Here is a 26,633-nt window from a genome sequence, read left to right as displayed (position 1 = left end):
GAGGAGTTCGCGAAGCTGGCATTGGCGGCGAGCTTCGCCGGCTACCTGGTCGCCAAGCGCGACGTGCTGTCGCTGGCCGGCCGCCGGGTGCTCGGCATCGACCTGCCGCGGGGCCGCGACCTCGGCCCTATCGCAGTGGTCTGGCTGGTCAGCCTGATGCTGCTCGTCGCGGAAAGCGACATCGGCACGAGCGCGGTGTTCATGGGCCTGTTCGTCGCGATGATCTACATCGCGACGTCGCGGACCTCCTGGCTGCTGATCGGGTTCGTCAGCTTCGTCGGGGGCGCCTTCCTCGCCGCCGAGCTGTTCTCCCACGTCGGCACCCGGTTCAGCATCTGGCTGCACCCGTTCAGCCAGCAGAACCTGATCGACTACCCGCAGGCGTCCTACCAGCTGGTGCAGGGACTGTACGGGATGGCCAACGGCGGCCTGCTCGGCCGGGGCCTCGGAAACGGGCTGCCGTACTGGACCCCGCTCGTGCAGAGCGACCTCATCTTCACCGCGTTCGGCGAGGAGCTCGGGCTGGCCGGGGTGATGGCGCTGCTGCTGATATACGGCCTGATCGTGCAGCGCGGGCTGCGCACCGCGCTGATGATCAAGGACCCCTACTCGAAACTGCTCGCGGGCGGGCTGTCGTTCATGCTCGCGCTGCAGGTCTTCGTGATCGTCGGCGGGGTGACCCGGCTCATCCCGCTCACCGGCATCACCACCCCCTTCCTCTCCCAGGGGGGGTCCTCGCTGGTGGCGAGCTGGATCCTGATCGCGGTGCTGGCGCGGCTGTCCGATACCGCGCGCCGCCCGCCGCCGCGCCCGATTCAGGAGGAGGGGCTGACTCAGGTGGTGTCCGTCAGGTGAACCGAGCGCTCAAGCGGATCTCGATCGCGGTCCTGGTCATGTTCCTGCTCCTCATGATCAACGTGAACTACCTGCAGGGGTTCGAGGCGTCGAGCCTGTCAACCAGGCCCGACAATATCCGTGCGGTCTCGGAGGCCAACCAGTACGAGCGCGGCGACATCGTGACCGCCGACGGCGTGCTGATCGCGGGCACCACGCCGTCCGACGACTTCTACAAGTACCAGCGGTACTACACCGACGGCCCCGTCTACGCGCCGGTCACCGGCTACGACACGATCTACAGCACCAGCGGGGTCGAGGAGGCGGAGGACGCGCTGCTGTCGGGCAACGGATCGCAGCTCGCCTTCCGCAACTTCATCGACATGATCACGAACAAGCCGCAGAAGGGCGCCACGGTCTACCTCACGATCAACTCCAAGGCGCAGCAAGCCGCCTACGAGGGGCTGGCGAAGATCCTCGCGGGCAAGGGCCGGGTCGGCGGCGTGGTCGCGCTCAACCCGGCCACCGGGGCGATCCTCGCGATGGCCTCCTACCCCAGCTACAACCCGAACGTGCTGGCGTCCCACGACGGCACCACGGTGAACAACTACGACGAGGCTCTTCTCCGGGAGAACCCCAGCCCGCTGATCAACAACGCCACCCAGACCACCCTGCCGCCCGGCTCCACGTTCAAGATCGTCACCAGCTCGGCCTGGTTCACCCAGGACACCACGCGCAACACCAGCAGCATGGTCTACTCCCCGCAGGTGCTGACGCTGCCGCAGACCGTCAACAAGCTGCACAACGACGACGGCGAGGTGTGCGGCTCGGCGGGCGCCAACGGCCAGACGACGATCCTGTGGGCGTTCTCGCAATCCTGCGACACCACGTTCGGCAACCTCGGCATCGACCTCGGCGGCCAGACGCTGAACACCATGGCCGAGCGGTTCGGGATGAACGACCCGAACCTGAACATTCCCGGGGTCACGGTGGCGCCGAGCCAGTACGTCATCCCTGACAGCCCGCCGCTGGCCGCGTTCTCCGCCATCGGCCAGTTCAGCGACACCGTGACGCCGCTGCAGGAGGCGATGTTCGCCGCCGCGATCGCCGACAACGGCACGCTCATGAAGCCGTACCTCATCCAGCAGGTCACGGCCTCCGACCTGACCGTCGTCCAGGCGACCACGCCGTCCGTGCTGACCCAGCAGGTGGTGAGCCCGACGATCGCCGGCTACCTCAAGCAGATGATGATCGCGGTCGTGCAGGACCCGCAGGGCACCGCGTTCGCCTACAACGCGGCCAACGAGGGCGGCCTGGTCATCGCGGGCAAGACCGGTACCGCGCAGAACCTGCTCAACGGCTCGAGCCCGAACCCGGACGCGGTCTTCACCGCATTCGCGCCCGCGAACAACCCGAAGATCGCCGTCGGCGTCATGGTTCAAGGCGGTGGATATGGCGCTGCCGCGGCCGCGCCGATCGCCGTCGCGGTCATTCAGGCCTACCTGGCGACACTGGGGATACGGTGAGCGAGTACCTCCTCGACGGCCGGTACGAGCTGGTCGAGCGGATCGCGTCCGGCGGCATGGGCGAGGTCTGGCGCGGCGTCGACCGGGTTCTCGGCCGTCCGGTGGCGGTGAAGCTGCTGTCGGCCGTGCACGCCAACGACGATCTGTTCCGCGCCAGGTTCCGCGCCGAGGCGCGGTACGCGGCGTCGCTGTCCCACCCGGGCATCGCGCGGGTCTTCGACTACGGCGAGTCGAGTCCGCTCGGCGGTCCCTACCTGGTGATGGAGCTGGTGAACGGCGAGCCGCTGTCGGCGATCCTCGAGCGGGTCGGCAGGCTGCCGCCCGAGACGACCCTGGATATCGTCAGCCAGGCGGCCCGCGCGCTCGACGCGGCGCACCAGGCCGGCATCGTGCACAGGGACATCAAGCCGGGGAACCTGCTGATCACGGCCGACGGCACGACGAAGATCACCGACTTCGGCATCGCGAAGGCACGTGAGGCGCAGGCCGCGCAGCTGACCGCGACCGGGATCGTCATGGGCACCGCGCTGTACGTCTCGCCAGAGCAGGCGACCGGCGCGGAGGTCACCGGAGCCTCTGACGTGTACTCGCTTGGCATCGTCGCGTACGAATGCCTGGCCGGCGAGCCGCCGTTCATCGCCGACCAGCCGCTGACGATCGCGATCATGCACAAGCACGACCCGGTGCCGCCGCTGCCCGCGAACGTGCCGAGGCCAGTGTGCGAGCTGGTGTTCGCGATGCTCGCGAAGACTCCCGAGGGCCGCCCCGAGTCCGCGCGGCACGTGGCCGACCGCGCGGACGTGATCCTGGCCGCCCGCGCGGGGTCCGGCGCCGGGGTCGCGACCACCGCCGGGCTGCCCGTGGTGCCCGGCTATCCGACCGCGCCCACGAATCAATTCCATCATTCCGAACGGACAGCCGGTTCCCCCCTCAGCCGGCACCGCCTCGCGGCGGCCGGAGTGGGCGTGGCGGTGTGCGGCGTGGCCGCGATCGTCGCGCTGCTGCTCACGTCCGGCGGCCACCACATGTCGATGACGAGCTCCACCTCGCCGGCCCCGAGCGCCAGCCAGGTGGTGCCCCCGGCTACGGCGTCGGTCCGGACAACACGGGCCGGTAGCACTGCCTCAGGCACTACTCTAGAGACGGCGCCGCAGACGACGGCGGCCGGGTCGCCGACGCCGAGCCGCCCGTCTCCGACGCCAACGCAAGACGCGCCGCCGACGACCGAGGCGCCAACGGCGTCCGCGTCGCAGTCGGCGTCGCCCTCGGTGACGCCGACGACCCCGGCGTCCAGTTCGCCGAGCGTGACTCCGTCTGGGTCTGCCACACCGACGTCGACGGCCACGGATGCGGCGGCAAGCGAGGGATGACAGTTACGATGCAGGGTGGTTTGGAAAAGTGCGAGACGTGACACAGCCCCGGCTGCTCGGTGACCGGTACGAGCTAGAAGGCATCGTCGGGCGGGGCGGCATGGCAGAGGTCTACCGCGCCCGCGACATCCGGCTCGACCGGATCGTCGCGATCAAGACACTCCGCGCCGATCTCGCCAGGGACCAGACCTTCCAGGCACGGTTCCGCCGCGAGGCCCAGTCGGCGGCGTCGCTGAACAACCCGTCGATCGTGGCCGTCTACGACACGGGCGAGGACCTGTCGACCGGCGTGCCTGTCCCGTACATCGTGATGGAGTACGTGGACGGGCGCACCGTGCGCGACCTGCTGATCGAGGGACACCGGCTGCTGCCCGAGCGCTCGCTCGAGATCATCAGCGGGGTGCTGCGCGCCCTGGAGTACAGCCACCAGGCGGGGATCGTGCACCGGGACATCAAGCCGGGGAACGTGATGGTCACCCGCAACGGCGACATCAAGGTCATGGACTTCGGCATCGCCCGCGCGATGAGCGACGCGCAGGCCACCATGACGCAGACCGCCCAGGTGATCGGAACCGCCCAGTACCTGTCGCCTGAGCAGGCCAGGGGCGAGCGGGTGGACGCGCGCAGCGACCTGTACTCCACCGGCTGCCTGCTGTACGAGCTGCTCACCGGACGGCCGCCGTTCACCGGCGACTCCCCGGTGGCGATCGCCTATCAGCACGTGCGGGAGAACCCGATCCCGCCGTCCCGGCTGGACCCGGACATCCCGCTGTGGGCGGACGCGATCGTGCTCAAGGCGATGGCGAAGTCCCCGAACGACCGCTACCAGACCGCGGCGGAGATGCAGGCCGACATCCAGCGCGCGGCCTCTGGCATGCAGGTGGCCGCGATGGCGCCGCCGCCGATGCGGGCCGACTACTACGGGTACCCCGACCGCACCCAGCGAATGGGCCCGCAGACGATGATGGGCGTGGACCCGACCGGGGCCCCGCCCTATCAGCAGGCCGGGTACGGCGGCTACGACGACGGCGACATGGAGCCGCGGCGCAGCTGGGCACGCCGCTGGCTGCCCTGGCTCATTCCCGCGCTCGTCGTGGTGGCCGCGATCGCCGTGGCCGCCATGATGCTGACAAGCAACGGCAAGACCTACCTGGTCCCCTCGGTGAACGGGCTTCCCGAGGCACAGGCCATCTCCCAGATCAAGGCCGCGGGCCTGGTCCCCGCCGTGGTGGACGAGAACAGCGCGAACGTGCAAAAGGGCGTGGTGATCAACACGATCCCGGCCAACGGCGACAGCGTCGGCAAGGGCGGCACGGTCACCGTCTACGTGTCGGCGGGGACGGCCGACTTGCTGCTGCCGGACGTCGTAGGCGACCAGCAGCAGCCAGCGGTGCAGAAGCTGACGAGCGCGGGCTTCAACAACGTCGACATCGAGACCGACGCGCAGTCCGTCCTTCCGTCGGGCGAGGTCGACCACATGAGCCCGTCGCCCGGCGCCAAGTACCCGCCGGGCACCGCGATCACGCTGTACATCTCGGGCGGCGGCATCCAGGTGCCGCAGGTCACCGGTCTCCAGGTCGCCAGTGCCGAGAGTGAGCTGACGTCCTACGGCTTCCTGTACACGACCCAGTACATCGCGGGCCCGTCCGGCACGCCGCCTGGAATCGTCTGGAACCAGGATCCGCAGGAGGGCGCGACCGAGCCGAAGGGCTACCGCGTGACGCTTTTCGTGCAGCCGACGGCGACGGCGAGCCCATCGCCGAGCGCCTCGGTGAGCCCGACGTCCTCGCCCACGGGCACAGGCAGTCCCACGCCGACCGCCCCGTCGAGCCCGACCCCGTCGGGCCCGACTCCGACTCCCGGCGGCCCCTGAGCCCCGCGGAGGTAACCCTTGACCAGCGCGGACGCGAAGAGGGACGGCGTGCACTACGCTTACCCGGAAGTGGTCGCAGTCCCCGAGCAGGAGGTGCGCGGTGCCTAAGTCCCGCGTCCGGAAGAAGCCGGTGTACACGCCGCCGGCGGCGAAGTCGCGGCGGCGGGCGGTCAGCCCGCCCTGGCTCGCCCCGACGATGGTCGCCTGCTTCCTCGTCGGGCTGGCCTGGATCGCGCTGTACTACGTCACCGAGGCGGACATGCCCGTGCTTTCCGCGCTCGGCGGGTGGAACCTGGTCTGCGCGTTCACGCTGATCGTCGCCGGGGTGGTGCTTGCCACCAGGTGGCGCTGAGCGCTACGGGCGCTACGGGTTGAGCTGGCCGTTCCTGATCACGATGGCGACAGCCAGGATGGCAACCACCGCGACGCTCGCCGACAGCTGGACCGCGAGCCGGTTCTTGCGCGGCGCGTACGCGTAGGCGGCGGTGATCAGCGCACCGACGATCAGCCCGCCCACGTGGTCCTGCCAGGCGATCGTGCTGCGGTAGATGAAGCTGAGCGCGAGGTTGATCGCGATCAGCATGACGATCCCGCGGCTGTCCAGGTTCAGCCGCCTGGAGACCACGAACCACGCGCCGAACAGGCCGAAGATCGCGCCCGAGGCGCCGAGCGCCGGCTGGTTCGGCGCCGCCAGGTAGTAGAACAGCACGCTGCCGCCGACCGCGCTGAGCAGGTACACGGCCAGGAAGCGGACACGGCCGAGCAACTGCTCGAGCCCCGGGCCAACGATCCACAGCGCCCACATGTTGAAGGCGATGTCCAGGAGGCCGAGGCTGCCTGTGCCGGGCAGGAAGGCGGACGTGAGCAGCCGGTACCACTGGCCGTCGGCGACGCCCTGCAGCGGGGGGCCGGCGTATCCGATCATCCACCAGTCCTCGGCGAGGCTGGGGTGCGCCAGCTCGACCAGGTACAGCAGGACGTTGAGGCCGAGTATGGTCCACGTGACGACCGCCGTCCGGCTTGGCCTGCCGCCGAACACGGTCCTGGCCTGCCGCGCGCCATGGCCGGCGCCGCGCACGCACTCGACGCACTGCTGCCCGACCGCCGCCTGGCGCAGGCAGTCCGGGCAGGCGTGGCGACCGCATCGGACGCAGGAGACCCACGTCTCCCTGTCGGGATGCCGGTAACAGGTGGGCGGGCTGTCCTGCCCGGGGTGGCTGGCCTGGTCCGACGCGGTCATGGGGGGTTACCGTCGCCTAGCCGCGTTCGATCGTGACCGACTGCAGCACCACGTCGGTGGCCGGCCGGTCGCCGGGGACGGTCTGCACCCGGCTGATCTCGTCCACGACGTTGGCGCCACCGATGACCTCACCGAAGATCGTGTGCTTGCCGTTGAGCCACGGCGTGGGCGCCACGGTGATGAAGAACTGAGATCCGTTGGTCCCCGGGCCGGCGTTCGCCATCGCCAGCAGGTACGGCTTGTCGAAGCGCAGGTCGGGGTGGATCTCGTCGGCGAACCGGTAGCCGGGACCTCCGGTGCCGGTGCCGAGGGGGTCCCCGCCCTGGACCATGAACCCCGCGATCACCCGGTGGAAGACGGTGCCGTCGTAGAGCTTGTCCTTGCTCTTCGCCCGCGTCCGCGGGTCCGTCCACTCCCGGCCGCCCTCGGCGAGCTCGACGAAGTTCCGCACGGTCTTCGGCGCGTGGTCGGGGAACAGCCGGATGGTGACCGTCCCCTGCGTCGTCGTCAGCGTCGCGGTCAGCTTTTCGGTCATGCTAATGACTCCGGTTCGGCTTCGCAGGCCGGGCTTTCCGGCCACTGTGCACACCTGGGTGTCGTGTACTAATCACGGTACCGGCTCCACCGTACTGGCTGCCTGCCGCGCGCCGGCGATGATTGAACCCGGCCTCGCAGGGAACCTTGAGGTTGCGAGAGCAGGATGGGGAGGGTGAATCGTGTTCTACGCAAAGGTAAACGGCCAGGCCAGCGATCCAGGCAGTTTCGCCGCACGGGCTAGGGGCTTTGGCGCCAGCGCCGCCCAGGGGGTAGGCGGCGCGGCCCAGACGGCGGCCATGGGGGTCAGCAAGGGCGTCCGCCAGGGCGTATACAGCGTGCGCGTCTGGGCCGCGCCGCGCCTGGAGAGCGCCGCCGGGTATTGCACGACGACCGCCGCGCCCAAGGTCTCCTCGGCGCTGCTGGTCACCGCCAGGCAGCTGCGTCCCGAGGACGTGACCAGGAAGAAGGGGCACTCGGTCCTCACCTGGTCGATCCTCGCCGCGTCCGTCCTCGCGGCGGCGGGTGCCGTGGCCGCGATCGTGCGGTACCGGTACCGCGCGACGGCGGATGTCGAGGCCGAAGAGGACTTCGAGGTCGTCAGCCCGGCCGGGGGCGGGACAGCCGGCATGCCGGCGGAAGGCGCGGCGGGCGAGTCCCGTGCCGCCGATTCCACCGCGACCGGCACCGATGCCGAAGTGAACGGGCGGGTTTCTGCGTCTGGCTGGTGACACCGGGCCGCAGGTGGTCTCTTGACACCGTGCGGATGCACGTTCATGTTGAATACGGAATCCGTGTCCCACTCCGGGAGGAACGTCATGACTGGGTGGGACGTGGAGCTTGCGGAGCTTAAGGCGGAATTTCCCGGATGGCACGTCTGGCGTAGCAATGCCGGGCGCTGGTGGGCCACTCGCACCGGGACCGTGCTGCGCCGCGACGAACTCGGTGCCGGGCGAGTGATGACAGTGGACGCGGATGACGCCGCCGCACTCCGCGATGAGCTTCTCCTGCAGGCCCGGCTCGATCAGGAGATCGCCGGATAACCGTCACGCCTTAACGGGTTCTGAGTTTTGCCTTAACACGTTCTGAAGAGCCAATCGGATACGGTCAGTCAGTCCGTCAGGACGACAAAGGGAAAGCACTTCCGTCGATATCGGGACTACATCGATCAACGGAGTGAATACCGTGAGTGACCGGAACATACGGACCGCCGGCCGAACCCGGTGGCTCGTCTGGACCGCGGCGGCCTGCATCACCGTTTCGCTTGTCGTGATGATCGCGATCTCCGTCGCGGGTCCGTCTATCAGCGTGCCGGCGATGGCGCACACCACCGGGGCGCCGCCGTGGTGGGTGTCGCTTGGCCTGCCGGGCGATGTGGTCCTGTTCACCTTGTGGGGCGCGGCCGTGGTGGCCGCGGTGGGCGTCGGTGCCGGGCTGCTCGCGGTGGCGCGGGGCGCACGACCGCGGGTCCGCCCGCTGCTGGCGGTTTCGTTCATCGCGGTCGCCGCGTTCGTGGTGCTGCCGCCGGCCGGCACCACCGATACGCAGTCCTACGCGATCGACGGCAACATGGTGGTCCTCGGGCACAGCCCCTACGTCGACACGCCCAGGCAGATGGTCAAGCTGGGCGACGTCATGGCGGTGAACAGCCCGGTCACCTGGCAGCACTCGCTGTCGGACTACGGCCCGCTTGCCACCGCGGAGGAGTGGGTGTCGGCCGAGCTCGGCGGCTCCTCGATCGCGCAGATCACGTTCTGGCTGAAGCTGTGGGTGGCGGCGGCGTTCGCCGGCGTGACGCTGCTGCTGGACACGCTGCTCCGCGGCGATCCGGCCAGACGGCTGCGCGCCCACCTGCTGTGGTCGCTGAACCCGCTGGTGATCTGGGAGATAGTGGCCAGCGGGCACATCGACGGCCTGGCTGTCGCAGTCGGCGTCGCCGGGCTGGTGGTGTTGCGGTTCGGCCCGCACGAGAAAGCCCCGTCGATGGCGCGCTGCGTGGGTGCCGGGGCGCTGATCGGTGCCGCCGTTGCCGTCAAGTCGCCGTTCGTGCTGTTCGCGCTTGGCGCCGCGTGGGCGCTGCGGCGTTCACCCGCCGCGATAGCGTGGCTGGCGGCTGGCTTCGTGGCGGTGATCGTCCCGTCGTACGCGATCGCCGGAGCGCCCGCGGTGAAGGTGCTCTTCCAGCGCGGGAACCAGGTGACGTGGGACAACCTCTACCAGGTCTTCTACCGGCCGTTCGGAGTGGAGAGGTTCGGCTCGGACCAGACACCGGCGCACCTGGTGACGATCGCCTTGCTCTTGTTCATCGCCGTGGCGCTGCTCGCGCTGTTCCGGATGCCGAACGCGGTCCCAGAGTTGCCCGCCGTGACCCCGGCGCTCGCGCTGAGCCTGGGCTGGATCTTCTTCTGGCCGTACCAGCGCCCGTGGTACGACGTCATGATCATCGCCCTGCTTGCGCTCTACCCGCCTTCGTGGCTCGACGGGGTGGTTCTCGTCCGGCTGTGTTTCGGCGCCATCACCTACATGGAAGCCACGGCATTGTCACACCATCTATGGCTGCAGCGCGTGCAACTCTTCGAGGGCGAGTGGATAACGTCGAGCGTGCGCATGCTGTGCGCGGCGGCGCTGCTGTGGATGTGCATATCCGGGCGCTGGGGACTGCGTCCGAGCAAGCCGTCCGCGGACGTCCGGCCGCCGGTGCTGCAACCGCAGACCTAGTGTTGCTGTGGATAACCGTGTGCACACCGGTGTGTACAACTCTGTGGATAAGCAGTATCCGCGCTAAGCTTTCCCTCAGTTCTGGCGCGCATCGTTGTGTTGATATGGGTTGGCTGGGCGCCGGGGAGGCGATCGCGGATGAACCCCCATGACGGCTTCGGCGAAGACTTCGGGCGGGACGAAGACCTCGACGCCGACATGATCACGATGAACCCGCCGCGCTGGCAGCGCTGGCGGCCCCGCCGGCCGGTCGCGATCGCGGGCGTGGCGATCGTGGCACTGGCCGGCGGTGCGGGCGTCGGCTACGCGGCCACGCACACGCTCACCGCGAAGGGCGCCACGGACACCGTGGCGGTCGGCGCGGCGAACTCGGCTGCCTCCCCAGGCCCGGCCGCGAGCGCGCCGGCGTCTGGTCCTGGCGCCCGCCCGGGCCGGCGCGGGTTGGGCGGCGAGTTCTTCTTCGGCGGCGGGGCACTCGCCCTCGGCGGACTCGGCGGCGTGCTGCACGGCGAAGTCACCGTGCCCAAGTCGGGCGGCGGCTATCAGACCATGGACGTGCAGGACGGCACGGTCACCGCGGTGAGCTCAACTTCGGTGACCGTGAAGAGCGCCGACGGGTTCACCGCGAGCTACGCGGTGACCAGCAAGACCGTGGTCGACGCGCAGGCGGCGGGGATCGGGTCGGTGAAGAAGGGCGACACGGTCTTCGTGGTGGCGACCGTCAGCGGCTCGACGGCCACCGCGGCCAGCATCACCGACGTGACCGCGGTTAAGGCGGGCCGTGCGTCGTTCAAGTTCCCGACGCCGCCGGCCCAGCCGCCGAGCGCGTGAGGTAGCGCGCCGGCCACTGGCAGTCGATGAACGCGCCGAGCAGCGCGGTCAGCGGTCCTGCCGCCTCGATGGCCGACGGGCGGGCCACGCCGAAGGCCACCGCCTCCGTCACGGGCCCGGCCAGCCGCCACTGCGGCTCGTCGGGTGCGCACAGCCACTGATCCCGGTCGGCCCGCGCCCGTATCGCGGCGCATGCGTGGGCGGCCAGGGCGCCCGGGCTGATCCCGGAATCGATCACGGCCGCCCGCACGGCGACGGCCCCGTCCACCGCGTGCGCCGTCGCGCACTGGCTCACCCGGGCAGGAAGCTCCCTGAACCGGGCGAGCCGGGCCGGGGTTGGCACCGGGACCGGCCAGCCCGCCAGGTGCGCGAGCACCGCCAGTTCCGCCCACGCGCGCACCCAGGGGAGTTCGTCAAGCGCGCGCTGCGCGATCCGCATGTCCCGAAGCGTGCACGGACGGCCGGTGCATTCGCCGCCGCAGGTGGCCGAACGCGGGTTCACCACGGTCCGCGCGTCGACCGTGCGCGGGTCAGTCGCCGCCTCCCGTTCGGTGCCGTCATTGATTTTCACCAGGACCGGGAAGTCCATCCCGTCGGCAAACACAGCGGCCTGCCCAGGCGGCAGCGTGACGATGAAGCGGGACTGCTCCGGCGTCGCGTTCATCGTCGCGCCGACCGCGTCGCGATCGTCGGCCGCGGGGAGGCGGTGGGTGATCTTCACGGCGGTGTTCTTGATCACGTCGGGGAGCAGGCGGGCCGGGATCTGCTCGGCGATGACCAGGCCCTCGCCGTAGGCGCGGATCTCCGCGAGCAGCCCGGCGAACATCTCGACGGCATACCCGGCCGCCCCCGGCGCCCCCGGCGCCCCCGGCGCCTCGGACCGGCGCAGCAGGCGGTGCGCCTCCTCGATCACGGTCAGGTGGCTGAGGACGGAACCGCCGGCCGCGGCTGGCGCCGCGGCACGGTGCGTCAGCCGCAGGTGCTCGGCAAGCCGGATGATCAGCGCGCCCATCAGGAACGCCTTGTCCCTGTCGTCTCCGACGTCCTCGATCTCCAGCACGACGTTCGTTCGCAGCAGCAGGCGGAAGTCGATCTGGTGCCCGCCTTCGAGAAACCGGCCCGCGGTGCCATGCCGCAAGCTCGCCAGCCGGACCCGGATGAAGCCGAGCACGTCGTCGGTCACCCGCTGGCTGTAGCCGATCTCGGTGACCACCCGCTCGGCCGCGCGCTGCAGGTCGGTGAGCGCCGGATAGCCGGCCGGCGCGCCTCTCGGCTCCCCAAGCGCGAGATCCCAGCCGGCATCCTCATAGACCCGGGTGAGCGCGGCGCTGACCACCTGGGGGAACGGTTCCTCGGACCGGAATGACGCGATGAACAGCGCCTTGACCAGGTCCGCGTGGGTCTGCAGCGGGAACCTGGCACCGCCCGGGCCGGCGGCCGGTTCCAGCGGGTTCAGGCCCGCGGCGACGGCGTCCGCCTCGCCGAGCCTGATCCGGACCACCTCGGCGCCGGGTATCCGGTTCGCCATCAGGCGGTACTCGGCCTTGGCCGGCTCCACGACGAGCCACGGGATGTGCTGCCTGGTCGCCGCCTCGAGCAGGGACCGGACGGTCTGCGACTTGCCGGCGCCGGTGGCGCCGCATACGAACACGTGCCTGTTCAGCGAGCCGAGCGGCAACCTGAACGGTCCCGCGGGCATCCGGTTGCGATCGAGGATGTCGCCAAGGTGGACGGCGGCTCCGGTGATTTCCTGATTGACGTCGAAGTCGGAACCGAGCGCGAGCCGCAGGCCGGGAATCTCGGACTGCGGCGGCCGCGCGAGCACGGCAAGCAGCTCGGTGGACCCGCAGAACGGCGCGGTGGGGACGGCGTCGCCGCCGGGATGGCAGCCGGGTTCGCCGCCGGGTTCGCCGCTGCCCGGCGCGGGTTCGCGCGGCGGCGCGGGGCTCAGCGCGTACGGCAGCCCGTCCAGCTGAGCGGATGCGCACAGCAGGCCGGCCACGCGCGCGGCGCGCGCTTCATCGGACCCGCCGGCGAGCAGCTGAATGCGCCAGAAACCGGAAGAGACGCCCCGGTGCAGTTCGGCGTGGCGCTCCCTGAGGCGCCGCGCCTGGACCGCCTGCTCGGGGAACCGGTCGGCCGCGGCCTCGGCCAGCCGCTGGCGCACTGCCACCTCGCCGGCCAGCGAGCGCAGCGCCTCCGGCGGCAGGGGCTCGGCTACCACGATCCATCCGAACGGCCCGGTCCAGCTCGCGAGCAGCCCCTCCTCCAGTGACGGCGCGGCGCGGCTCGCGGCCAGCGGCCGGGAAACGTCGGCGGGCGCGAGCAGCCCGTCACTGATGCCGGCGATCTCCCGCCAGCAGGGGACGCGGCCGAGCAACTCGGCCAGCGCGCCCGGTCGCAGGACCGCTGCGCGCGCGCCGCCTGGCAGCGACAAGAGCACACCGTCGCCGTCGCCGTCAATGCTGCTGCCGGCGGATGCGGCCCGCTCGCTCCCGGCCAGCTCGCTCCCCGCGGCGATGACGTGCACCGCCCCGCCCTGTGCCGTCCTGACCCACCCGAACGCAACGATGCCGCGGGTGTGGAGTCCGCCATGGTAGGCGGCTGCCAGCGCCGCCACCCGCTGCGGCCTGCCCGCATCGGTCTCGTCGCGGCGGCCAGAGTCCGGCGCGGCGGCGTCGCGGCGGCGCGGGATCTCGGTGATGCGGAACGCGCCGATGCCCGTCAGTCGCGTCAGCGCCGGGCACGCCGACCCGGGGACCCTGCCCGACCCGCCGACCGCCATCCGCCACCGCGCTCACGAAGTTACTTAACGGATAATTATAGATACGTAACGTAATGTCCGTCGCGACGGTTCACCGGGGAAACCGAGAAGCCCCCTAAGGCGTCCAAGGTGTAGACGATCCCGGCCTGAGATCGCTGGATTCGCGGAGCTGCCATGCGCGCCGACCGGTACACCCGCCACGGATTCACGCTCGCCACCACCGCGGCCTTGCTGACCATGACCGCGTACGCGTCCGCATCCGCGGCTCCGGCTAGCCTCGGGCGGCCGACCGGGGCCGCGGCGCCGGCGGCGACGCCCGGATGGCGGGTGGTCAAGACGATCGGACCAGCCAAAGGCAGCGTGTATGGCCTGCTCACGGCGAGCTCGGCGACAGACGCGTGGTCGATCTGGACGGCGCGGCGGCTGACGGCCGTGGAGCGCTGGACGGGCAAGGCCTGGCAGCGGGTGCCGCTGCCGGCGAAGCTGGACGGCTACGTGAACTCGGCCGTGGACAGGGGGTTGATCAGCGCCAGCTCGGCGGGCAATGCCTGGCTGTTCGACGGCAGCGGCAGGGCGCTGCGCTGGACCGGGGCGAAGTGGCTGGTCCAGGCGCTCCCGTCCTGGATGTCGTCGCCCACCGGCGCCGCCGCGTTCAGCCCGGGCGACGTGTGGGTCTTCGGGACCGCCGACTACGCGGCCCGCTACAACGGCCGCGCCTGGGCGAAGGTGAAGCTGCCCGAGCCCGCGGCCGACGTGAGCGCGGCCGGGCCCGACGACATCTGGGCACTCGGACCGAGCCTCGGCTTCGTCATGCACTGGAACGGAAAAACGTGGGGGACCGTCGCCCTCCCCGCACCACCCCCGCTGCCGACGGGCGCCACCCTCTACTACTCGTACATGACGGCGGTCGGACCGCAGAACGCCTTGCTGGTCCGGTCGATATCGTTCTCGTCGACCCCCGTCCCGGATACCGTCATGATGCACTGGACCGGCAAGGCGTGGCGTACCGTCGCAAGCAGCCCGGTCGACGTGCTCGGGTCCCTGGTGCCTGACGGGCACGGCGGGCTGTGGGTGGCGGGCACCGACCTCAACTTCAGCGGATTCTGGCTCGTCTACCACCTGACCGGCGGCCACTGGACCGACTACGGCTCGCTCCCCGGCGTGATCCCGCAGTCGGGGGCATCCCTGACCTGGATTCCGGGGACGCGCTCGCTGTGGGCGATCAGCCTCAGCCCCGCGAGCCCGAGCGGCTACTACGGCGCGATCCTCAAGTACGGCCCCTGACCGGTCAGGGGCCGAGGACCTGATCCAGGTAGGGGTTCGCGAACCGGCGATCCGGGTCCGTCTCATCGCGGACCCGGAGGAAGTCGGCGAATCGCGGGTACAGCACGGCGAGGCGTTCGGCGTGCAGAGTGTGCATCTTCCCCCAGTGCGGGCGGCCGCCGACACTCGCGGTGATCGACTCGAACAGCCGGAAGTACTCCTGGTACGGCAGCCCGGCGTACTGGTGGATCGCGATGTAGGCGCTGTCCCGGCCGTAGGCCGTGGACAGCCAGATGTCGTCGGCGGCCGCCACGCGCACCTCGACGGGGAACATCACGGGGTCGGCCAGGCGCGGCAGTTCGGCGCGCAGTTCGGCGAGGACGTCGAGCACGGACTCGCGGGGCACCGCGTACTCCGACTCGACGAACCGGACCCGGCGCGGAGTCACGAATACCTGGTGCGAGGGGGCGGAGTACGCGCGCTTGGAGAGCGTGGCGGCGGCGAGCCGGTTCAGCGGCTTGATCAGCCGGGGCACCGCGCGCCCGGTCCGGCACAGCGCGCCGAACGCCGCGTTCTCCATCACCTCGTACTCCCAGAACCGCCGCCAGTCGGGCATGGCGGGAGGGATGGGCTTCGCGTCCGGGCCTGCGGCGATCCTATTATTCCGCTTGACGAGCGCGTTGCGGCCGTAGGGGAACCAGTAGAACTCGAAGTGGTCGCTGTTCGCCGCGAACTCGTCGAACCGCGCCGTGACCTCGGCCAGCGGCAGCGGGCCCTCCTCGGCCGCCAGCGTGAACGCCGGGACGCAGGCCAGCGTCACCGTGGAGATCACGCCGAGCGCGCCGAGACTGACCCGTGCCGCGGTGAACAGGTCCGGCCGCTCCCGCGCCGAGCAGGACACCACGGACCCGTCGGCGAGCACGAGCTCGAGGGCCGCGACCTGGGCAGCGAGTCCGCCGAGCCGGGCTCCGGTGCCGTGCGTGCCGGTCGAGATCGCCCCCGCGATCGTCTGCGCGTCGATGTCGCCCAGGTTCGCCATCGCCAGGCCGAGCATGTCAAGCGCGGCGTTGAGTGCGCGCAGCGAGGTGCCAGAGCGCACGGTGACCAGCCCGGAGTTCACGTCCGCGGCCACGACGCCGGTCCAGGAGGAAAGATCAAGCGCGGCGCCCGAGGTGGCCGCCGCCGGGGTGAACGAGTGCCCGCTGCCGAGGGCCCGCACGGTCAGCCCGGCCAGCGCCGCCTCCCGGACCGCGTCGGCGATCGCCGCCACGGTCCGCGGCAGGTAGCGCCGGGCCGGGTCCGCCGACACCGTGCCCGCCCAGTTACGCCAAGTCATTTGTCCGGGTGTTCCCTGAGGGTGTCTGGTTGTCCCGCCGACCGGTTAGTGTTTCAGCATGTCGGGCACTCTCGCAAGGCCGGGCGGGGGCCACGATCTGCATGAGCGGGCGACCGCTCACCTGGACCCGCCGTTCGCCGTCGTCGACCTGGCGGCCTTCGACGCCAACGCCGCGGACCTGGTACGCCGGGCAGGCGGCGTGCCCATCCGCGTGGCCAGCAAGTCGCTGCGGTGCAGGTACCTGATCGAACGCGCCCTGGCCAGGCCGGGATACCGGGGGGTGATGTGCTATTCGCTGGCCGAGGCGCTGTGGCTGCACGCGACGGCGAGCGGCGATGACCTGCTTGTCGCCTACCCGACCGCGGACCGGGGGGCGCTGCGCGCGCTGGCCGCGGATGCCGCCGCACGCGCGCACATCACGGTGACCGTCGACTCCGTCGCCCACCTCGACCTCATCGACGCCGCCCTCGGCGCAGGCCACCCGGAGATCAGGGTCTGCCTGGAACTCGACGTGTCCTGGCGGCCGCTGGCACGCGGGCCGCACATCGGGACGCTGCGGTCTCCCCTGCACACCCCCGCGCAGGCGGCGCGGTTCGCCGAGACGATCCTCGCCAGGCCCGGGTTCTCGCTCGTCGGCGTCATGGGCTACGAGGGCCAGATCGCCGGCCTTGGCGACGCGCCGCCAGGCCACCCGGTGCGGGCGGCGGTGCTCCGCCTGATCCAGGCGCGCTCGGCAGTGGAGCTGCGGCAGCGGCGTGCGGAAACTGTCCGCCGCATCCGGGGCCTGACCGCGCTCGAGTTCGTCAACGGGGGCGGCACCGGGTCGCTTGAGTCCACCTCGGGCGACAAGTCGGTCACCGAGCTGGCGGCTGGATCGGGCCTGGTCGGACCCACGCTGTTCGACGCGTACCGCGCGTTCCGGCCAAGGCCCGCCGTGTTGTACGCGCTGCCGGTGGTTCGCCGGCCGGGACCTGGCGTAGCCACCTTGTTCAGCGGCGGTTACGTCGCGTCGGGAACCGGGACCCCGGACCGGCTGCCGTCGCCGTTCCGGCCCGCGGGCCTGCGCCTTACCCGCACCGAGGGCGCCGGCGAGGTACAGACTCCGGTGCGCGGTGCGGCGGCCGGCCGGCTGGGCGTGGGCGACCGGGTCTGGCTGCGGCACGCCAAGGCCGGCGAACTCGCGGAGCGGTTCACCGAATACCACCTGATCAACGAGGGTCATGAGCGGGCGGAGCCTGTTGCCGTGCCCACCTACCGCGGGGAAGGACAGTGCTTTGGATGAAGCGATCGCGGCGGGGACCGAAACCGCGCTGCCAACCGCCCTCGCCGAGCCCACGCAGCCGGTGCGGGCCGGCTGGATAACGCTGCTGTTCCTGGCCAACATCGGCCTGTGGCTGGCGATCTACGCGCCGATTCAGGTGCTGCTGCCCGAGCAGGTCGCCTCGCTCCACCAGCATCTGGCCAGCAGCAGCGCCGTGCCGAGCGGGGGCGACGCCGTGCTGCTTTCTGTGGTGATGGGCGTCGGGGCGCTCGCCTCGCTGCTCGCCAACCCGGTCGTCGGCGCGCTGTCGGACCGGACGACCTCATCCCGTGGGCGCCGTCATCCGTGGACGGTGGCGTGCGCGCTCACCGGCGCCGCGGGCATCCTCGTGGTCGCCGCTGCCCCATCCGTCGCGGTGATGGCGATCGGCTGGTTCATCGCGGAACTAGGGCTCGGCGGCATGCTCGCCACGCTCACCGCGGCGCTGCCAGACCGGGTGCCCGCGACACAGCGCGGCACGCTCGGCGGCCTCATCGGGATCAGCCAGATGCTGGGCACCGTGCTCGGCGCGCTGATCGTGATCGTGATCGTGACAAGGATGTCGGCGGGCTACGCGACCTGCGCCGCGATCGTTGTCGCGGGCGCGGTGCTGTTCGTGGCGCGCACCCCGGACGAGCCGCTGCCCAGGGAGTTCAAGCCGCGTGTCCCGGTGCGCACGGCACTGCGGCGGCTGTGGGTGTCACCGCGGCAGCATCCGGACTTCGGCTGGGCGTGGGGGACGCACTTCATGGTGAACCTCGGCAACGACCTCGGCACCTTGTACCTGCTGTACTTCCTGAACGACCGCGTGCACTACCACGATCCGCAGACCGGCCTGCTGATCCTGATGGCGCTGTACGCGGTCGCGCTGCTGATCGCCGGCGCGGTGTGCGGGACGGCGTCGGACCGGTCGGGAAAGCGCAAGCCGTTCGTCATCGGGTCCGCGGCGATCATGGCGACCGCCGCGGTGATACTGGCCGTATCGCCCACCTGGAGCATGGCCCTGGTGGCGGCGCCGCTGCTCGGCTTCGGTTTCGGCACCTACTGGGCGGCAGCTCCCGCGCTGCTCACCCAGGTGCTCCCCGCCGCGGCGGACCGCGCCAAGGACTTGGGGATCATCAATATCGCCTATAGCCTGCCTCTCGTGGTGGCTCCGCTGCTCGCCGGGGTAGTACTCGGACTAATGAACAGCTACCCGGCCCTGTTCGCGCTGGCCGGCGTGGTGACAGTCGGCGCAGTCGTGACAGTCACCCGTGTCCGTTCGGTGCCTTGACCGCCTATACCAAATCGAAATGAAGCGGCATACTTGTCTGCAGACGACAAATCGTGGAGGTCTCCCCTTTGGCGAACAAGGCCTTCCGTCCAACAAGAGGCCTCGTCAGGGGGTTGGTGCCCCTCCTCGTGGTCATCCTCAGCTCGGTTGGGCTCAGTGCCTGTGGCGCCCCGCAGTACACCTACGTGGCGGACTCAGCGGCGGGGACGTACTACAAGGTGCCTTACGGCTGGCATCAGATATCCCAGCAGTCGCTCAACCAGGCGCTGGCGGCGGCGGGGGGCTCGGGGGTTGGCATCTGGTCCACCGCGTTCGACGCCGAGAGCGACCCGTCGGCCAGCCACTTCCTCGCGGGGGACGTCACCGAGCCCTTCGTGTTCGCGGAGGTCGGGCAGCTTTCGTCGACGGCGAGCAACGAGCTGTCCTACAACATGCTGCGCGACTTCATGCTCCCGGTGACCTCGAGCACGCGGGAGCAGGACGACGAGGACGGCTTCCCGCTCACCGACTTCAAGTCGCTGCGGGACGAGACGATCACCGCCAACCAGGGCGTGCACGGAGTCAGGGAGACGTTCCAGTACACGTACCCCGGGGGGATCTCAGATACATTCGACGAAGACGTGCTGACCAACGCCGATCAGACTGTCGTTTACTTCCTCATGGTGCACTGCACCAACGCTTGTTACGCCCAGAATGAAAACGACATAAACACCATTATGACGTCATTTACCGTTGGGAGCCCGACATGAAGAAGGCCCAACGGCCAGGGCAGGCACTCGGCTACGAAGGCGGACGCCCGCGAGAGGGGGACATCCTGACCCGCCGGCCGCTTCCCGTCTGGGACCGGATCCGGTGGCTGGTGCTGCTGGCCATCATCTGGCTGCTCCTCACCTTCACGGTCATGGGCGACAACCCGCTCATCGGGTTCCTCGACGCCTGCCGCATCGAGGCGCGCGTGGGCTGGTGGGTGTTCGTCCTGGCCGGCCTCGAGGTCGTGCACCAGGTCCACCTCCTGATCTGCGAGCACTCGGCCGCGTACAACCAGTTCTGGCTCAACAGGGTCTGGGGCGGGCTGCAACGGACGAACCACCGCAGGTTCTCGGACTGGACCCGGTTCCGGCTCGGCAGGGCGCTCTTCTGGGTGCTCCTGGTCGTCGTCGTCGCGATCGTCACCGGCAAGATCATCCACTCCCCGCCGGCGCTGGCGCTCGCCTCGCTGCCCGGCATCATCTGGCACGAGATACCGTTCGTGATCCAGATCGCGTTCTACCTCATCTTCGTAGTCGCCCAGTTCGCGCTGCTGTTCTGGTTCCTGTCCCGGGGCGGCGTGGACGTCTACTACCCGGATGACATCAAGACCAGGTTCTCCGACGTCTGGGGCCAGGACCACGTTCTCGAGCGGGTCAAGGAGAACATGATCTTCCTGGAAAACCCGGAGGTCGTGGAGGACCGCGGCGGCTACGTGCCTGGCGGGATCCTGCTCTGGGGGCCGCCTGGCACCGGGAAGACGCTGATGGCCGAGGCGGTGGCCGGCGAGACCGGCAAGCCGTACGTGTTCGTCGACCCGGGCGCGTTCATCAACATGTTCTTCGGCGTCGGCGTGCTGAAGGTGAAGGGATTGTTCCGCAAGCTGCGCAAGCTCGCGCTGCGGTACGGCGGCGTGATCGTGTTCTTCGACGAGGCCGACTCGCTCGGCAACCGCGGCACGGTCACCCAGGGCGGCGCGCCTGGCGGAGGCCGGGGAACCGCGACGCCCGCGTTCTCCCGGGCCGGCTGCCACGGCTTCTCCTACCTGTCCGCGGACACCCAGTGGATGCTGGCCCGCGAGGCGATGGCCTCGGGCCTGGCCGGGCCTGCCGAGCCGGGGGCCGGGCGGAACAAGCAGATCATCGGGGCCGGGATGAACGGCGGCGGCATGGGCGGCGGCATGGGCACGCTGCAGGCGCTGCTCACCGAGCTGTCCGGGCTGAACAAGCCGCGCGGCTTCGTCAACCGGGTGATCAGGCGGGCGCTTGGCATGCGGCCGAAGCCGCCGCCCAAGTACCGCATCCTGGTGATGATGGCGACCAACATGCCGTCCGCGCTGGACGAGGCGCTGCTGCGCCCTGGCCGCATCGACCGCATCTACAAGGTCGGCTACCCGTCGAAGGCGGGCCGCATCCGCACCTACGAGGGGTACTTCGCCAAAGTCCAGCACGAGCTGACCGAGGAGCAGATCGACAAGCTCGCCACGATCACCCCGTACGCGACCGGCGCTGGCATCAAGGACCTGGTCAACGAGGCGCTGATCACCGCGATCAGGGATGGCCGGGACGTCATCACCTGGCCCGACGTGCTCAAGGCCAAGCAGCTCAAGGAGCTCGGGCCGCCGGAGGACGTCGAGTACATCGAGCGGGAGCGGCATGCGGTGGCGATTCACGAGGCCTGCCACGCGCTGGTCGCGTACCGGACCCGGCAGCACATGGAGATCGACATCGCCACGATCGAGAAGGGCAGCGACTACCTCGGGATGGTCGCCAGCGTCAAGCCGGAAGACCAGTTCACCCGGTGGCGCAGCGAGTACCAGGCGGACATCCTCGTGTCGCTCGCCTCGCTGGCCGGCGAGCGGATGTTCTTCGACAGCGACAGCTCCTCCGGCGTGTCCAGCGACCTCGAGCAGGCGACCACGGTGGCCTCCTACATGGAAGGCTTCTGGGGCATGGGTACCACGGTCTCGTCGTACTCCTCGGCCCGTCGCCTCGAGGTGGGCTCGCCCGGCGGCGGCGGGCGCCCCGGCGGCGAAGACTCCTCCATGCGGGCAAGGCACGCGCTGGCTGACCGGATCGAGGACAACCTGTCCTCGCTGCTCGGCCTGACCGAGACGATCCTGCGCGACAACGAGCGGCATGTGCTGGCGCTGGCACACGCGCTCGAGACGCACAAGACGCTCAGCGGCGAGGACGTCACGGCCGTCTTCGAGCATCAGCGCGGTCCGCTGGTAGACGGAGCTCCGTACGCCGACGACGAGTTCATCGCCCAGCTCCGTGCCTACCATCATGCCGCGGCTCACGCGCACCGCGAGCACAGCCAGCCTCAGCTGCCGCTACCTGTGGCGGCCCCGGCCTGGGCGATCGGCGGGGTGATCGCAGACGGGTACGGCAGCCCGGCCATCGGGTCGTCCAACGGGGACGGATCGGGCTCCGGGCCGGCGGTCTACGGTCCGCCGTCCTCCCCGGCGCCATCCCCGCCGGATGGATCACCGGACGGGCGAGCCTGACGGGGGCGCGCGGACGGCACCGCCTGCGGTCCGCCGTCAACCTGGCCAACGGCTCCACGCTGGCCGGCCTCGGTATCGCGCTGGCCGGCCGCGCCCGCCTCGCGCGGGCCCCGTGCGGCCTGCTGACCGGCACTGGCTACCGGCTGCCAGTGCCCGCGGTCCCGGCGTTCACCGTGGGCAGCGTGATCGTGACCCGCCAGGACTCGCTGCTACCGGACACCGCGCTGTTTCGGCACGAGGCGCGTCACGCCACCCAGTACGCCTGGTGCGGCGGGCTGGTCATGCTCCCGCTTTATTTCGCCGCGGCGGGGGCGTCCTGGGTGCTGAGCGGCGACTTCGGCGCATGGAACGTGTTCGAGCGCCTGGCCGGGCTCGCCGACGGCGGGTACGCCGACCGTCCGCTGCGTACGGCGCCCCGGCGCGTTCCTGCCTCCGCACCGCGGCCTGGCGGGGCCCGCGCCGGACCTGGCGGGGCCCGCGTCGGACCTGGCGCGGCTAGTGAGACAGGCCGGCCAGCAGCCGTTCCCGGTGACCGCGGTCCCGGTCAGGAACCAGCCGGACATGCCGGATCGACCGCCACCGCTTGCCCGTAAGCAGGAACTCGCCACCGGCGGCAAGCGCGGCGATCCCGTTCATGATCGCCTGCGGATCCGTCCGGTGCCGTTCGGCGGCGGCGCGGGCGTCCACCACGTCGGTCACCTCGCCGGTCGCCAGGTCAATGCCGGCGAGGCACGCGGTGCCTGCCACGTTAGACCAGACCTGGCCGCCAGACCAGGCGAGATCGTTCATCCCGCGGACCCGGGCGCCCTCGCACCGCACGTGCACGAGCGCGACCGGTTCAAGCGTGGCCGGGTCACGGCGGACCAGCTCGCTCGTGCCGTCGCTTGTCACGACCTCGTCGCCGGCCGCGCACATCCCCCAGCCCGCACGGTTGTAGCGGACTCGTTCGCGCAGCGTCAGCGTGGCCGCGTCCCAGCGCAGCGCCACCCGGTCCTGCCAGGTCAGCTGCCAGATGCCGTCGCCGACCGCGCAGATCCCCTCGCCGAAGAGCTGATCGGGCAGCAGCACCTGCGCCGCCGGCCTGTCCGCGCCGAACCGGTACCGCCGCAGCGCCGATTCGCCGGACAGCCCGGTGGACTCCCACACCGCGTCGCCGGCCACGATCAACCCCTGGGTGAACCCGCGCTGCGGATGGGGCGCTCGCCGCACAACCTGCACCCGGTGAAACCGCACCTAGCGATTATCCAGGCACGCCTGGCCGCCCGGCACCTTGTGGCTTACCCCAACGGAATTGTCTGGCCAGCTATTCGGCTAACACCTTGGTCAGCGAGCCAGCTGCGGTCTTGACTTCAAGGCCGGCCGTCACGAAGGTTGGAGATCATGAGCGCGGAGGAACGCACAGGCCTGGAGTTCATCCTGACCCTGTCCTGCCCGGACAAGCCGGGCATCGTGTACGCGGTATCCAGCTTCCTTGTGCAGCATTCGGCGAACATCGTGGCCAGCCAGCAGTACGGCACGCCAGACGACGGCCGGTTCTTCATGCGGGTGCACTTCTCCGTGCCCCCGCCCGGCCGCACCGCCGCCGAACTCGAGCGCGACTTCTCATGGGTCGCCGAGGCGTTCCACATGGCCTGGCGGCTGCACGACACGACGGTCCGGATCCGGACGCTGCTCATGGTCTCCAGGCTCGGGCACTGCCTCAACGACCTGCTGTTCCGCTGGAAGAGCGGCTCGCTTCCCGTCGAGCTCGTCGGCGTGGTCTCCAACCACGATGACTTCCGCGACCTGACCGAGTCCTACCGGCTCCCGTTCCATCACATCCCGGTGACGTCGCAGACCAAGCCGGCCGCAGAGGCCGCGCTGCTTTCGCTCATCGACGAGACGCAGACCGAGCTGATCGTGCTCGCCCGCTACATGCAGATCCTCTCGCCCGAGGTGTGCAAGCGGGTGGAGGGCCGGATGATCAACATCCACCATTCGTTCCTGCCGAGCTTCAAGGGCGCCCAGCCGTATCACCAGGCGTATGCCAAGGGCGTCAAGCTGGTGGGCGCGACCGCGCACTACGTGACGCCGGACCTGGACGAAGGGCCGATCATCGAGCAGGACGTGATGCGCGTCGATCACACCTACCCGCCGCAGCGGCTCGCCGAGGCCGGCCGTGACGTCGAGGCGCAGGTCCTTGCGCGCGCGGTCACCTGGCACGCCGAGCACCGGGTGCTCCTCAACGGCAACCGGACCGTCATCTTGCACTAATCGCGCATCTTGCACTAATCGCGGAACTGGCCAGCCGCGCCACCGCTTCGGCGCAGCGCGGCCCTGATCGCGCCGTACTGGCTGCAGGCGACGAGCAGCAGCACGAAGGGCAGGATCAGGCTCGGCGTTGACTTGCTCCCGGCGTGGGCGCTGGCGGCCGTGACCGCCGTGATCACGAAGATGACTGCCCCGGTCGCCGCCCAGATGACGAGGCCCGTACTTTTTGACACCCAGTTGTTATAGCCACCGATCCCATGGTGGACGGGGATCTGGGCGTCAGGCGGCAGCGTGCGTGCCGCGTAGACCGACATCCCGATGATCGCCAACAGCACGACAGCGCCGCCGGCAACCGCTGCGATTTCCACTGGCGCCTCCCGCCGAGCCCATGACCGCGGTGGTCACTGGGGCACCACTTTGCGATATTACTTCTTCGGCAGAAGACTAGTCCCCGGTCTCCCGCGGGTGGGTGCAGGCGCGCTGGCGACGGCCGGGCTACCCCTGCGCAGGCGAAGACGAGGCCTCTGTGAAGCCTGGCGGCACGCTGACGCGCAAGCGGGCGAGATTGGCCTGGGTTGGACTGAGAAACGCGTACTGTTCGGTTTCTGTCCACGTCCGGCCAGGGTTCGGATCACCGGTCGGCCCGGTGGTCACCGATCGCACCGGCAGGTAGGTACTGGCATTGACCCACAGGCGGAGGGTCAGGATCCCGCCCGTGGTCGACTGGAACTCGATTGTCTGCTGCCCGTTGAGCGTCTGGTGGCCGACAACCCGCAGGAGTCCGTCGGAGATCATCGTGCGGATGTCCGATACCGGGCCCCCGCCCGACGGGCTGGGCAGTCCGGCGGGTGCGTCCAGGCCGGGGGCCAGCGGGAAGCACGACGTCACCGTCGGCTGCCAGGTTTCGCTTGAGAAATCGATCGTGACGCCCGTAGCGGTGACGGCCGGCGCCGTGACGGCCGGAACCTTGGCGGTGGTCGCCTTGACGTCCGATCGCCCCGGGATGCTTCGCAGCGGCGTAACGGTCACCTGGCAGCTCGATTCCGAGTCGTCCCCGGCCGGGATCGTGAAGGACTGGTCCCACAGGATCTTGCTTGCGGGCTGGCCATCGATCCAGGAGGAGCCTGCATCGCGCACCACGCCTGGCTGGCCGTCCCAGGGGTAATACCACGCCTGGCTCGTGATCGTGGCCTCGCCGGGTGTTGTCGTCGCTGACTGCACCAGGAGCACCGTGTTCGCGCTCGCGGCAAGCGCGTCGACGACATGGGCTCGGATGTCAGCGGACGTGGGCGGCCGTCCGGGGCGTCCGCCCACGGCATCGCGATGCGCAGGGCCGGCGCTGTGCCCGGTGCTGGTGAGCACGAGTGCCGCCGCCGTGATAAGCACCGTCGCTGCCGCGGCGCTTGCCGGCAGGCGACCGCGGCGTGGGCCGCGGCTGCGCCCGGGTGTCGACGGCCTGGGGCGTTCCGCGACCGCCATGGCGGCGCGCAGGGTCTGTTCGGCCCTGTCGAGCGCCTCGGCTGGCAAGGGCTCCACGTCGCCGAAGCGGCCGACCAACTCCATCTCGTCCACGGTCACTCGACCTCCCGCACCATGCATTCGTTGCAGTCGTTCAATAGGGCGACGATCTCTGGCGTACTTCGCAAGGTGACGCGGGCTTGGTGCAGGCGGCGCCGCGCGGTGCCAGGCGGGATGGCCAGCGCACGCGCGGCGTCCGCGACGGTCAACTGCTCCCATACCACCAGCAGCAGGACCTCCCGTTCGCCGGGAGAAAGCCGCACGAGTGCCTGGCGCACAATCGCCGCGCCGTCGATCCACTCATCGACCGCAGGCCAGGGATCGACGGGCGGGGCGACCTCGTCCGTCCCCAGGGCCGCCTCCCCATGCGGTCGCATTCGCCAGTGCCGCCGCAACACGTTCCTGGCGATCCCGAGCAGCCACGGGCGGGCGTCCGGAACCCCCGGGTCGTAGCCGGACCTGGCGCCGAACGCGGCGACCCACACCTCGCCCAGCAGGTCTTCGGCCGCTTCGCGGCCCGCACGGCGGAGAAGGTATGCCGAGACAGTGGCGGAGTGGCGGCGAACCACTTCAACGAATGCCTCGCCGTCGCCCGCGAGTGAGCGGCTGATCAGCGACCCATCCGATGTCACGGCTCTCCCTCCTGCCGTCCCTTACACCTACTACTTGCCGATCGGGCCGTACAGTGTTCAGCAGACCAGGGTCGTGTCCCGCTTCGCCTGGTATTCATCAACCCCCCAAGGGGGG

The 26,633-nt window shown here is 70.2% G+C and carries 23 protein-coding genes; 15 read left to right on the top strand and 8 right to left on the bottom strand.

Annotation, left to right across the window (positions count from 1 at the left end; genetic code table 11):
- The 5 genes from Q1N79_RS29510 to crgA all read left to right on the top strand — a co-directional run.
- Nucleotides 1-855 (top strand): FtsW/RodA/SpoVE family cell cycle protein (locus Q1N79_RS29510; RefSeq protein ID WP_300614393.1); only part of this gene is annotated, 855 nt, incomplete at its 5' end.
- On the top strand, nt 852-2,360 hold the full coding sequence (locus tag Q1N79_RS29505; protein ID WP_300614391.1) for a penicillin-binding protein 2: 1,509 nt from the start codon (nt 852-854) through the stop codon (nt 2,358-2,360). The genes Q1N79_RS29510 and Q1N79_RS29505, both read left to right, overlap by 4 nt.
- Nucleotides 2,357-3,730, top strand: a complete 1,374-nt coding sequence (locus Q1N79_RS29500; protein ID WP_300614390.1) for a serine/threonine-protein kinase — start codon at nt 2,357-2,359, stop codon at nt 3,728-3,730. The genes Q1N79_RS29505 and Q1N79_RS29500 overlap by 4 nt, the downstream gene beginning before the upstream one ends.
- 37 nt (nt 3,731-3,767) lie before the next feature.
- Nucleotides 3,768-5,603: a Stk1 family PASTA domain-containing Ser/Thr kinase gene (pknB, locus tag Q1N79_RS29495; protein WP_300614388.1), complete on the top strand. Its 1,836-nt coding sequence runs from the start codon at nt 3,768-3,770 to the stop codon at nt 5,601-5,603.
- Between the two features lie 100 nt (nt 5,604-5,703).
- Nucleotides 5,704-5,955, top strand: coding sequence for a cell division protein CrgA (crgA, locus tag Q1N79_RS29490; RefSeq protein WP_300614387.1), 252 nt, complete (start codon nt 5,704-5,706; stop codon nt 5,953-5,955).
- A 12-nt stretch (nt 5,956-5,967) separates the two neighbouring features.
- On the opposite strand, the gene Q1N79_RS29485 is transcribed toward crgA, so the two are convergent.
- Nucleotides 5,968-6,843, bottom strand: coding sequence for a rhomboid family intramembrane serine protease (locus tag Q1N79_RS29485; RefSeq protein ID WP_300614385.1), 876 nt, complete (start codon nt 6,841-6,843; stop codon nt 5,968-5,970).
- A 16-nt stretch (nt 6,844-6,859) separates the two neighbouring features.
- Nucleotides 6,860-7,378 (bottom strand): peptidylprolyl isomerase, encoded by a 519-nt coding sequence (locus Q1N79_RS29480; RefSeq protein WP_300614383.1) that lies wholly within the window; start codon nt 7,376-7,378, stop codon nt 6,860-6,862.
- A gap of 181 nt (nt 7,379-7,559) precedes the next feature.
- Between Q1N79_RS29480 and Q1N79_RS29475 the strand changes: the two genes are divergently transcribed.
- From Q1N79_RS29475 to Q1N79_RS29460, 4 genes are all read left to right on the top strand, one after another.
- Complete coding sequence (locus Q1N79_RS29475) at nt 7,560-8,108, top strand: hypothetical protein (RefSeq protein ID WP_300614382.1); 549 nt, start codon at nt 7,560-7,562, stop codon at nt 8,106-8,108.
- Nucleotides 8,109-8,195: 87 nt separating this feature from the next.
- A complete protein-coding gene (locus Q1N79_RS29470; protein WP_300614381.1) occupies nt 8,196-8,420 on the top strand; it encodes a hypothetical protein in 225 nt (74 codons plus the stop codon).
- A gap of 142 nt (nt 8,421-8,562) precedes the next feature.
- Nucleotides 8,563-10,095: a hypothetical protein gene (locus Q1N79_RS29465; protein ID WP_300614380.1), complete on the top strand. Its 1,533-nt coding sequence runs from the start codon at nt 8,563-8,565 to the stop codon at nt 10,093-10,095.
- 138 nt (nt 10,096-10,233) lie between these two features.
- Nucleotides 10,234-10,926 carry a hypothetical protein gene (locus Q1N79_RS29460; protein ID WP_300614379.1) on the top strand — a complete coding sequence of 231 codons (693 nt, stop codon included), beginning with the start codon at nt 10,234-10,236 and terminating at the stop codon, nt 10,924-10,926.
- On the opposite strand, the gene Q1N79_RS29455 is transcribed toward Q1N79_RS29460, so the two are convergent.
- Nucleotides 10,886-13,711: an ATP-binding protein gene (locus Q1N79_RS29455; RefSeq protein WP_300614378.1), complete on the bottom strand. Its 2,826-nt coding sequence runs from the start codon at nt 13,709-13,711 to the stop codon at nt 10,886-10,888. The two genes, Q1N79_RS29460 and Q1N79_RS29455, sit on opposite strands and share 41 nt — an antisense overlap.
- Before the next feature lie 153 nt (nt 13,712-13,864).
- Between Q1N79_RS29455 and Q1N79_RS29450 the strand changes: the two genes are divergently transcribed.
- Nucleotides 13,865-14,974 (top strand): hypothetical protein, encoded by a 1,110-nt coding sequence (locus Q1N79_RS29450; RefSeq protein ID WP_300614377.1) that lies wholly within the window; start codon nt 13,865-13,867, stop codon nt 14,972-14,974.
- Nucleotides 14,975-14,978: 4 nt separating this feature from the next.
- Here the strand turns inward: Q1N79_RS29450 and Q1N79_RS29445 are convergent, their stop codons facing one another.
- On the bottom strand, nt 14,979-16,289 hold the full coding sequence (locus Q1N79_RS29445) for a D-arabinono-1,4-lactone oxidase (protein WP_300614376.1): 1,311 nt from the start codon (nt 16,287-16,289) through the stop codon (nt 14,979-14,981).
- A gap of 58 nt (nt 16,290-16,347) precedes the next feature.
- Here Q1N79_RS29445 and Q1N79_RS29440 point away from each other — a divergent pair, with 58 nt between their 5' ends.
- The 4 genes from Q1N79_RS29440 to Q1N79_RS29425 all read left to right on the top strand — a co-directional run bounded on the left by Q1N79_RS29440 (nt 16,348) and on the right by Q1N79_RS29425 (nt 22,118).
- Complete coding sequence (locus tag Q1N79_RS29440) at nt 16,348-17,571, top strand: amino acid deaminase/aldolase (protein WP_300614375.1); 1,224 nt, start codon at nt 16,348-16,350, stop codon at nt 17,569-17,571.
- Entirely contained in the window at nt 17,564-18,862 is a 1,299-nt protein-coding gene (locus Q1N79_RS29435) for an MFS transporter (protein WP_300614374.1), read from the top strand. Before Q1N79_RS29440 ends, Q1N79_RS29435 begins: the two co-directional genes overlap by 8 nt.
- A gap of 116 nt (nt 18,863-18,978) precedes the next feature.
- Nucleotides 18,979-19,611, top strand: a complete 633-nt coding sequence (locus Q1N79_RS29430; RefSeq protein WP_300614373.1) for a hypothetical protein — start codon at nt 18,979-18,981, stop codon at nt 19,609-19,611.
- Nucleotides 19,608-22,118, top strand: a complete 2,511-nt coding sequence (locus Q1N79_RS29425; RefSeq protein ID WP_300614372.1) for an AAA family ATPase — start codon at nt 19,608-19,610, stop codon at nt 22,116-22,118. The genes Q1N79_RS29430 and Q1N79_RS29425 overlap by 4 nt, the downstream gene beginning before the upstream one ends.
- Before the next feature lie 495 nt (nt 22,119-22,613).
- Here Q1N79_RS29425 and Q1N79_RS29420 read toward each other — a convergent pair whose 3' ends face one another.
- Entirely contained in the window at nt 22,614-23,351 is a 738-nt protein-coding gene (locus Q1N79_RS29420) for a glutaminyl-peptide cyclotransferase (RefSeq protein ID WP_300614371.1), read from the bottom strand.
- A 147-nt stretch (nt 23,352-23,498) separates the two neighbouring features.
- Between Q1N79_RS29420 and purU the strand changes: the two genes are divergently transcribed.
- Entirely contained in the window at nt 23,499-24,371 is an 873-nt protein-coding gene (gene purU / locus Q1N79_RS29415) for a formyltetrahydrofolate deformylase (RefSeq protein WP_300614370.1), read from the top strand.
- 14 nt (nt 24,372-24,385) lie between these two features.
- On the opposite strand, the gene Q1N79_RS29410 is transcribed toward purU, so the two are convergent.
- From Q1N79_RS29410 to Q1N79_RS29400, 3 genes are all read right to left on the bottom strand, one after another.
- A complete protein-coding gene (locus Q1N79_RS29410) occupies nt 24,386-24,736 on the bottom strand; it encodes a hypothetical protein (protein ID WP_300614369.1) in 351 nt (116 codons plus the stop codon).
- A 127-nt stretch (nt 24,737-24,863) separates the two neighbouring features.
- Nucleotides 24,864-25,946 carry a hypothetical protein gene (locus Q1N79_RS29405; protein ID WP_300614368.1) on the bottom strand — a complete coding sequence of 361 codons (1,083 nt, stop codon included), beginning with the start codon at nt 25,944-25,946 and terminating at the stop codon, nt 24,864-24,866.
- Nucleotides 25,943-26,518: a sigma-70 family RNA polymerase sigma factor gene (locus Q1N79_RS29400; RefSeq protein WP_300614367.1), complete on the bottom strand. Its 576-nt coding sequence runs from the start codon at nt 26,516-26,518 to the stop codon at nt 25,943-25,945. The genes Q1N79_RS29405 and Q1N79_RS29400 overlap by 4 nt, the downstream gene beginning before the upstream one ends.
- Nucleotides 26,519-26,633: the final 115 nt, after the last annotated feature.

This window comes from Trebonia sp., assembly GCF_030042015.1.
In the GTDB taxonomy this organism is placed as follows: domain Bacteria; phylum Actinomycetota; class Actinomycetes; order Streptosporangiales; family Streptosporangiaceae; genus Trebonia.
This window is presented reverse-complemented; position numbering and strand designations above follow the sequence as displayed.

What these genes read in the sequence shown, in the direction of transcription:
- Q1N79_RS29485 (WP_300614385.1), bottom strand. Translation starts at nt 6,843, where the DNA reads ATGACCGCGTCGGACCAGGCCAGCCACCCCGGGCAGGACAGCCCGCCC.
- Q1N79_RS29480 (WP_300614383.1), bottom strand. Translation starts at nt 7,378, where the DNA reads ATGACCGAAAAGCTGACCGCGACGCTGACGACGACGCAGGGGACGGTC.
- Q1N79_RS29470 (WP_300614381.1), top strand. Translation starts at nt 8,196, where the DNA reads ATGACTGGGTGGGACGTGGAGCTTGCGGAGCTTAAGGCGGAATTTCCC.
- Q1N79_RS29460 (WP_300614379.1), top strand. Translation starts at nt 10,234, where the DNA reads ATGAACCCCCATGACGGCTTCGGCGAAGACTTCGGGCGGGACGAAGAC.
- Q1N79_RS29455 (WP_300614378.1), bottom strand. Translation starts at nt 13,711, where the DNA reads ATGGCGGTCGGCGGGTCGGGCAGGGTCCCCGGGTCGGCGTGCCCGGCG.
- Q1N79_RS29450 (WP_300614377.1), top strand. Translation starts at nt 13,865, where the DNA reads ATGCGCGCCGACCGGTACACCCGCCACGGATTCACGCTCGCCACCACC.
- Q1N79_RS29445 (WP_300614376.1), bottom strand. Translation starts at nt 16,289, where the DNA reads ATGACTTGGCGTAACTGGGCGGGCACGGTGTCGGCGGACCCGGCCCGG.
- Q1N79_RS29440 (WP_300614375.1), top strand. Translation starts at nt 16,348, where the DNA reads ATGTCGGGCACTCTCGCAAGGCCGGGCGGGGGCCACGATCTGCATGAG.
- Q1N79_RS29425 (WP_300614372.1), top strand. Translation starts at nt 19,608, where the DNA reads ATGAAGAAGGCCCAACGGCCAGGGCAGGCACTCGGCTACGAAGGCGGA.
- purU (WP_300614370.1), top strand. Translation starts at nt 23,499, where the DNA reads ATGAGCGCGGAGGAACGCACAGGCCTGGAGTTCATCCTGACCCTGTCC.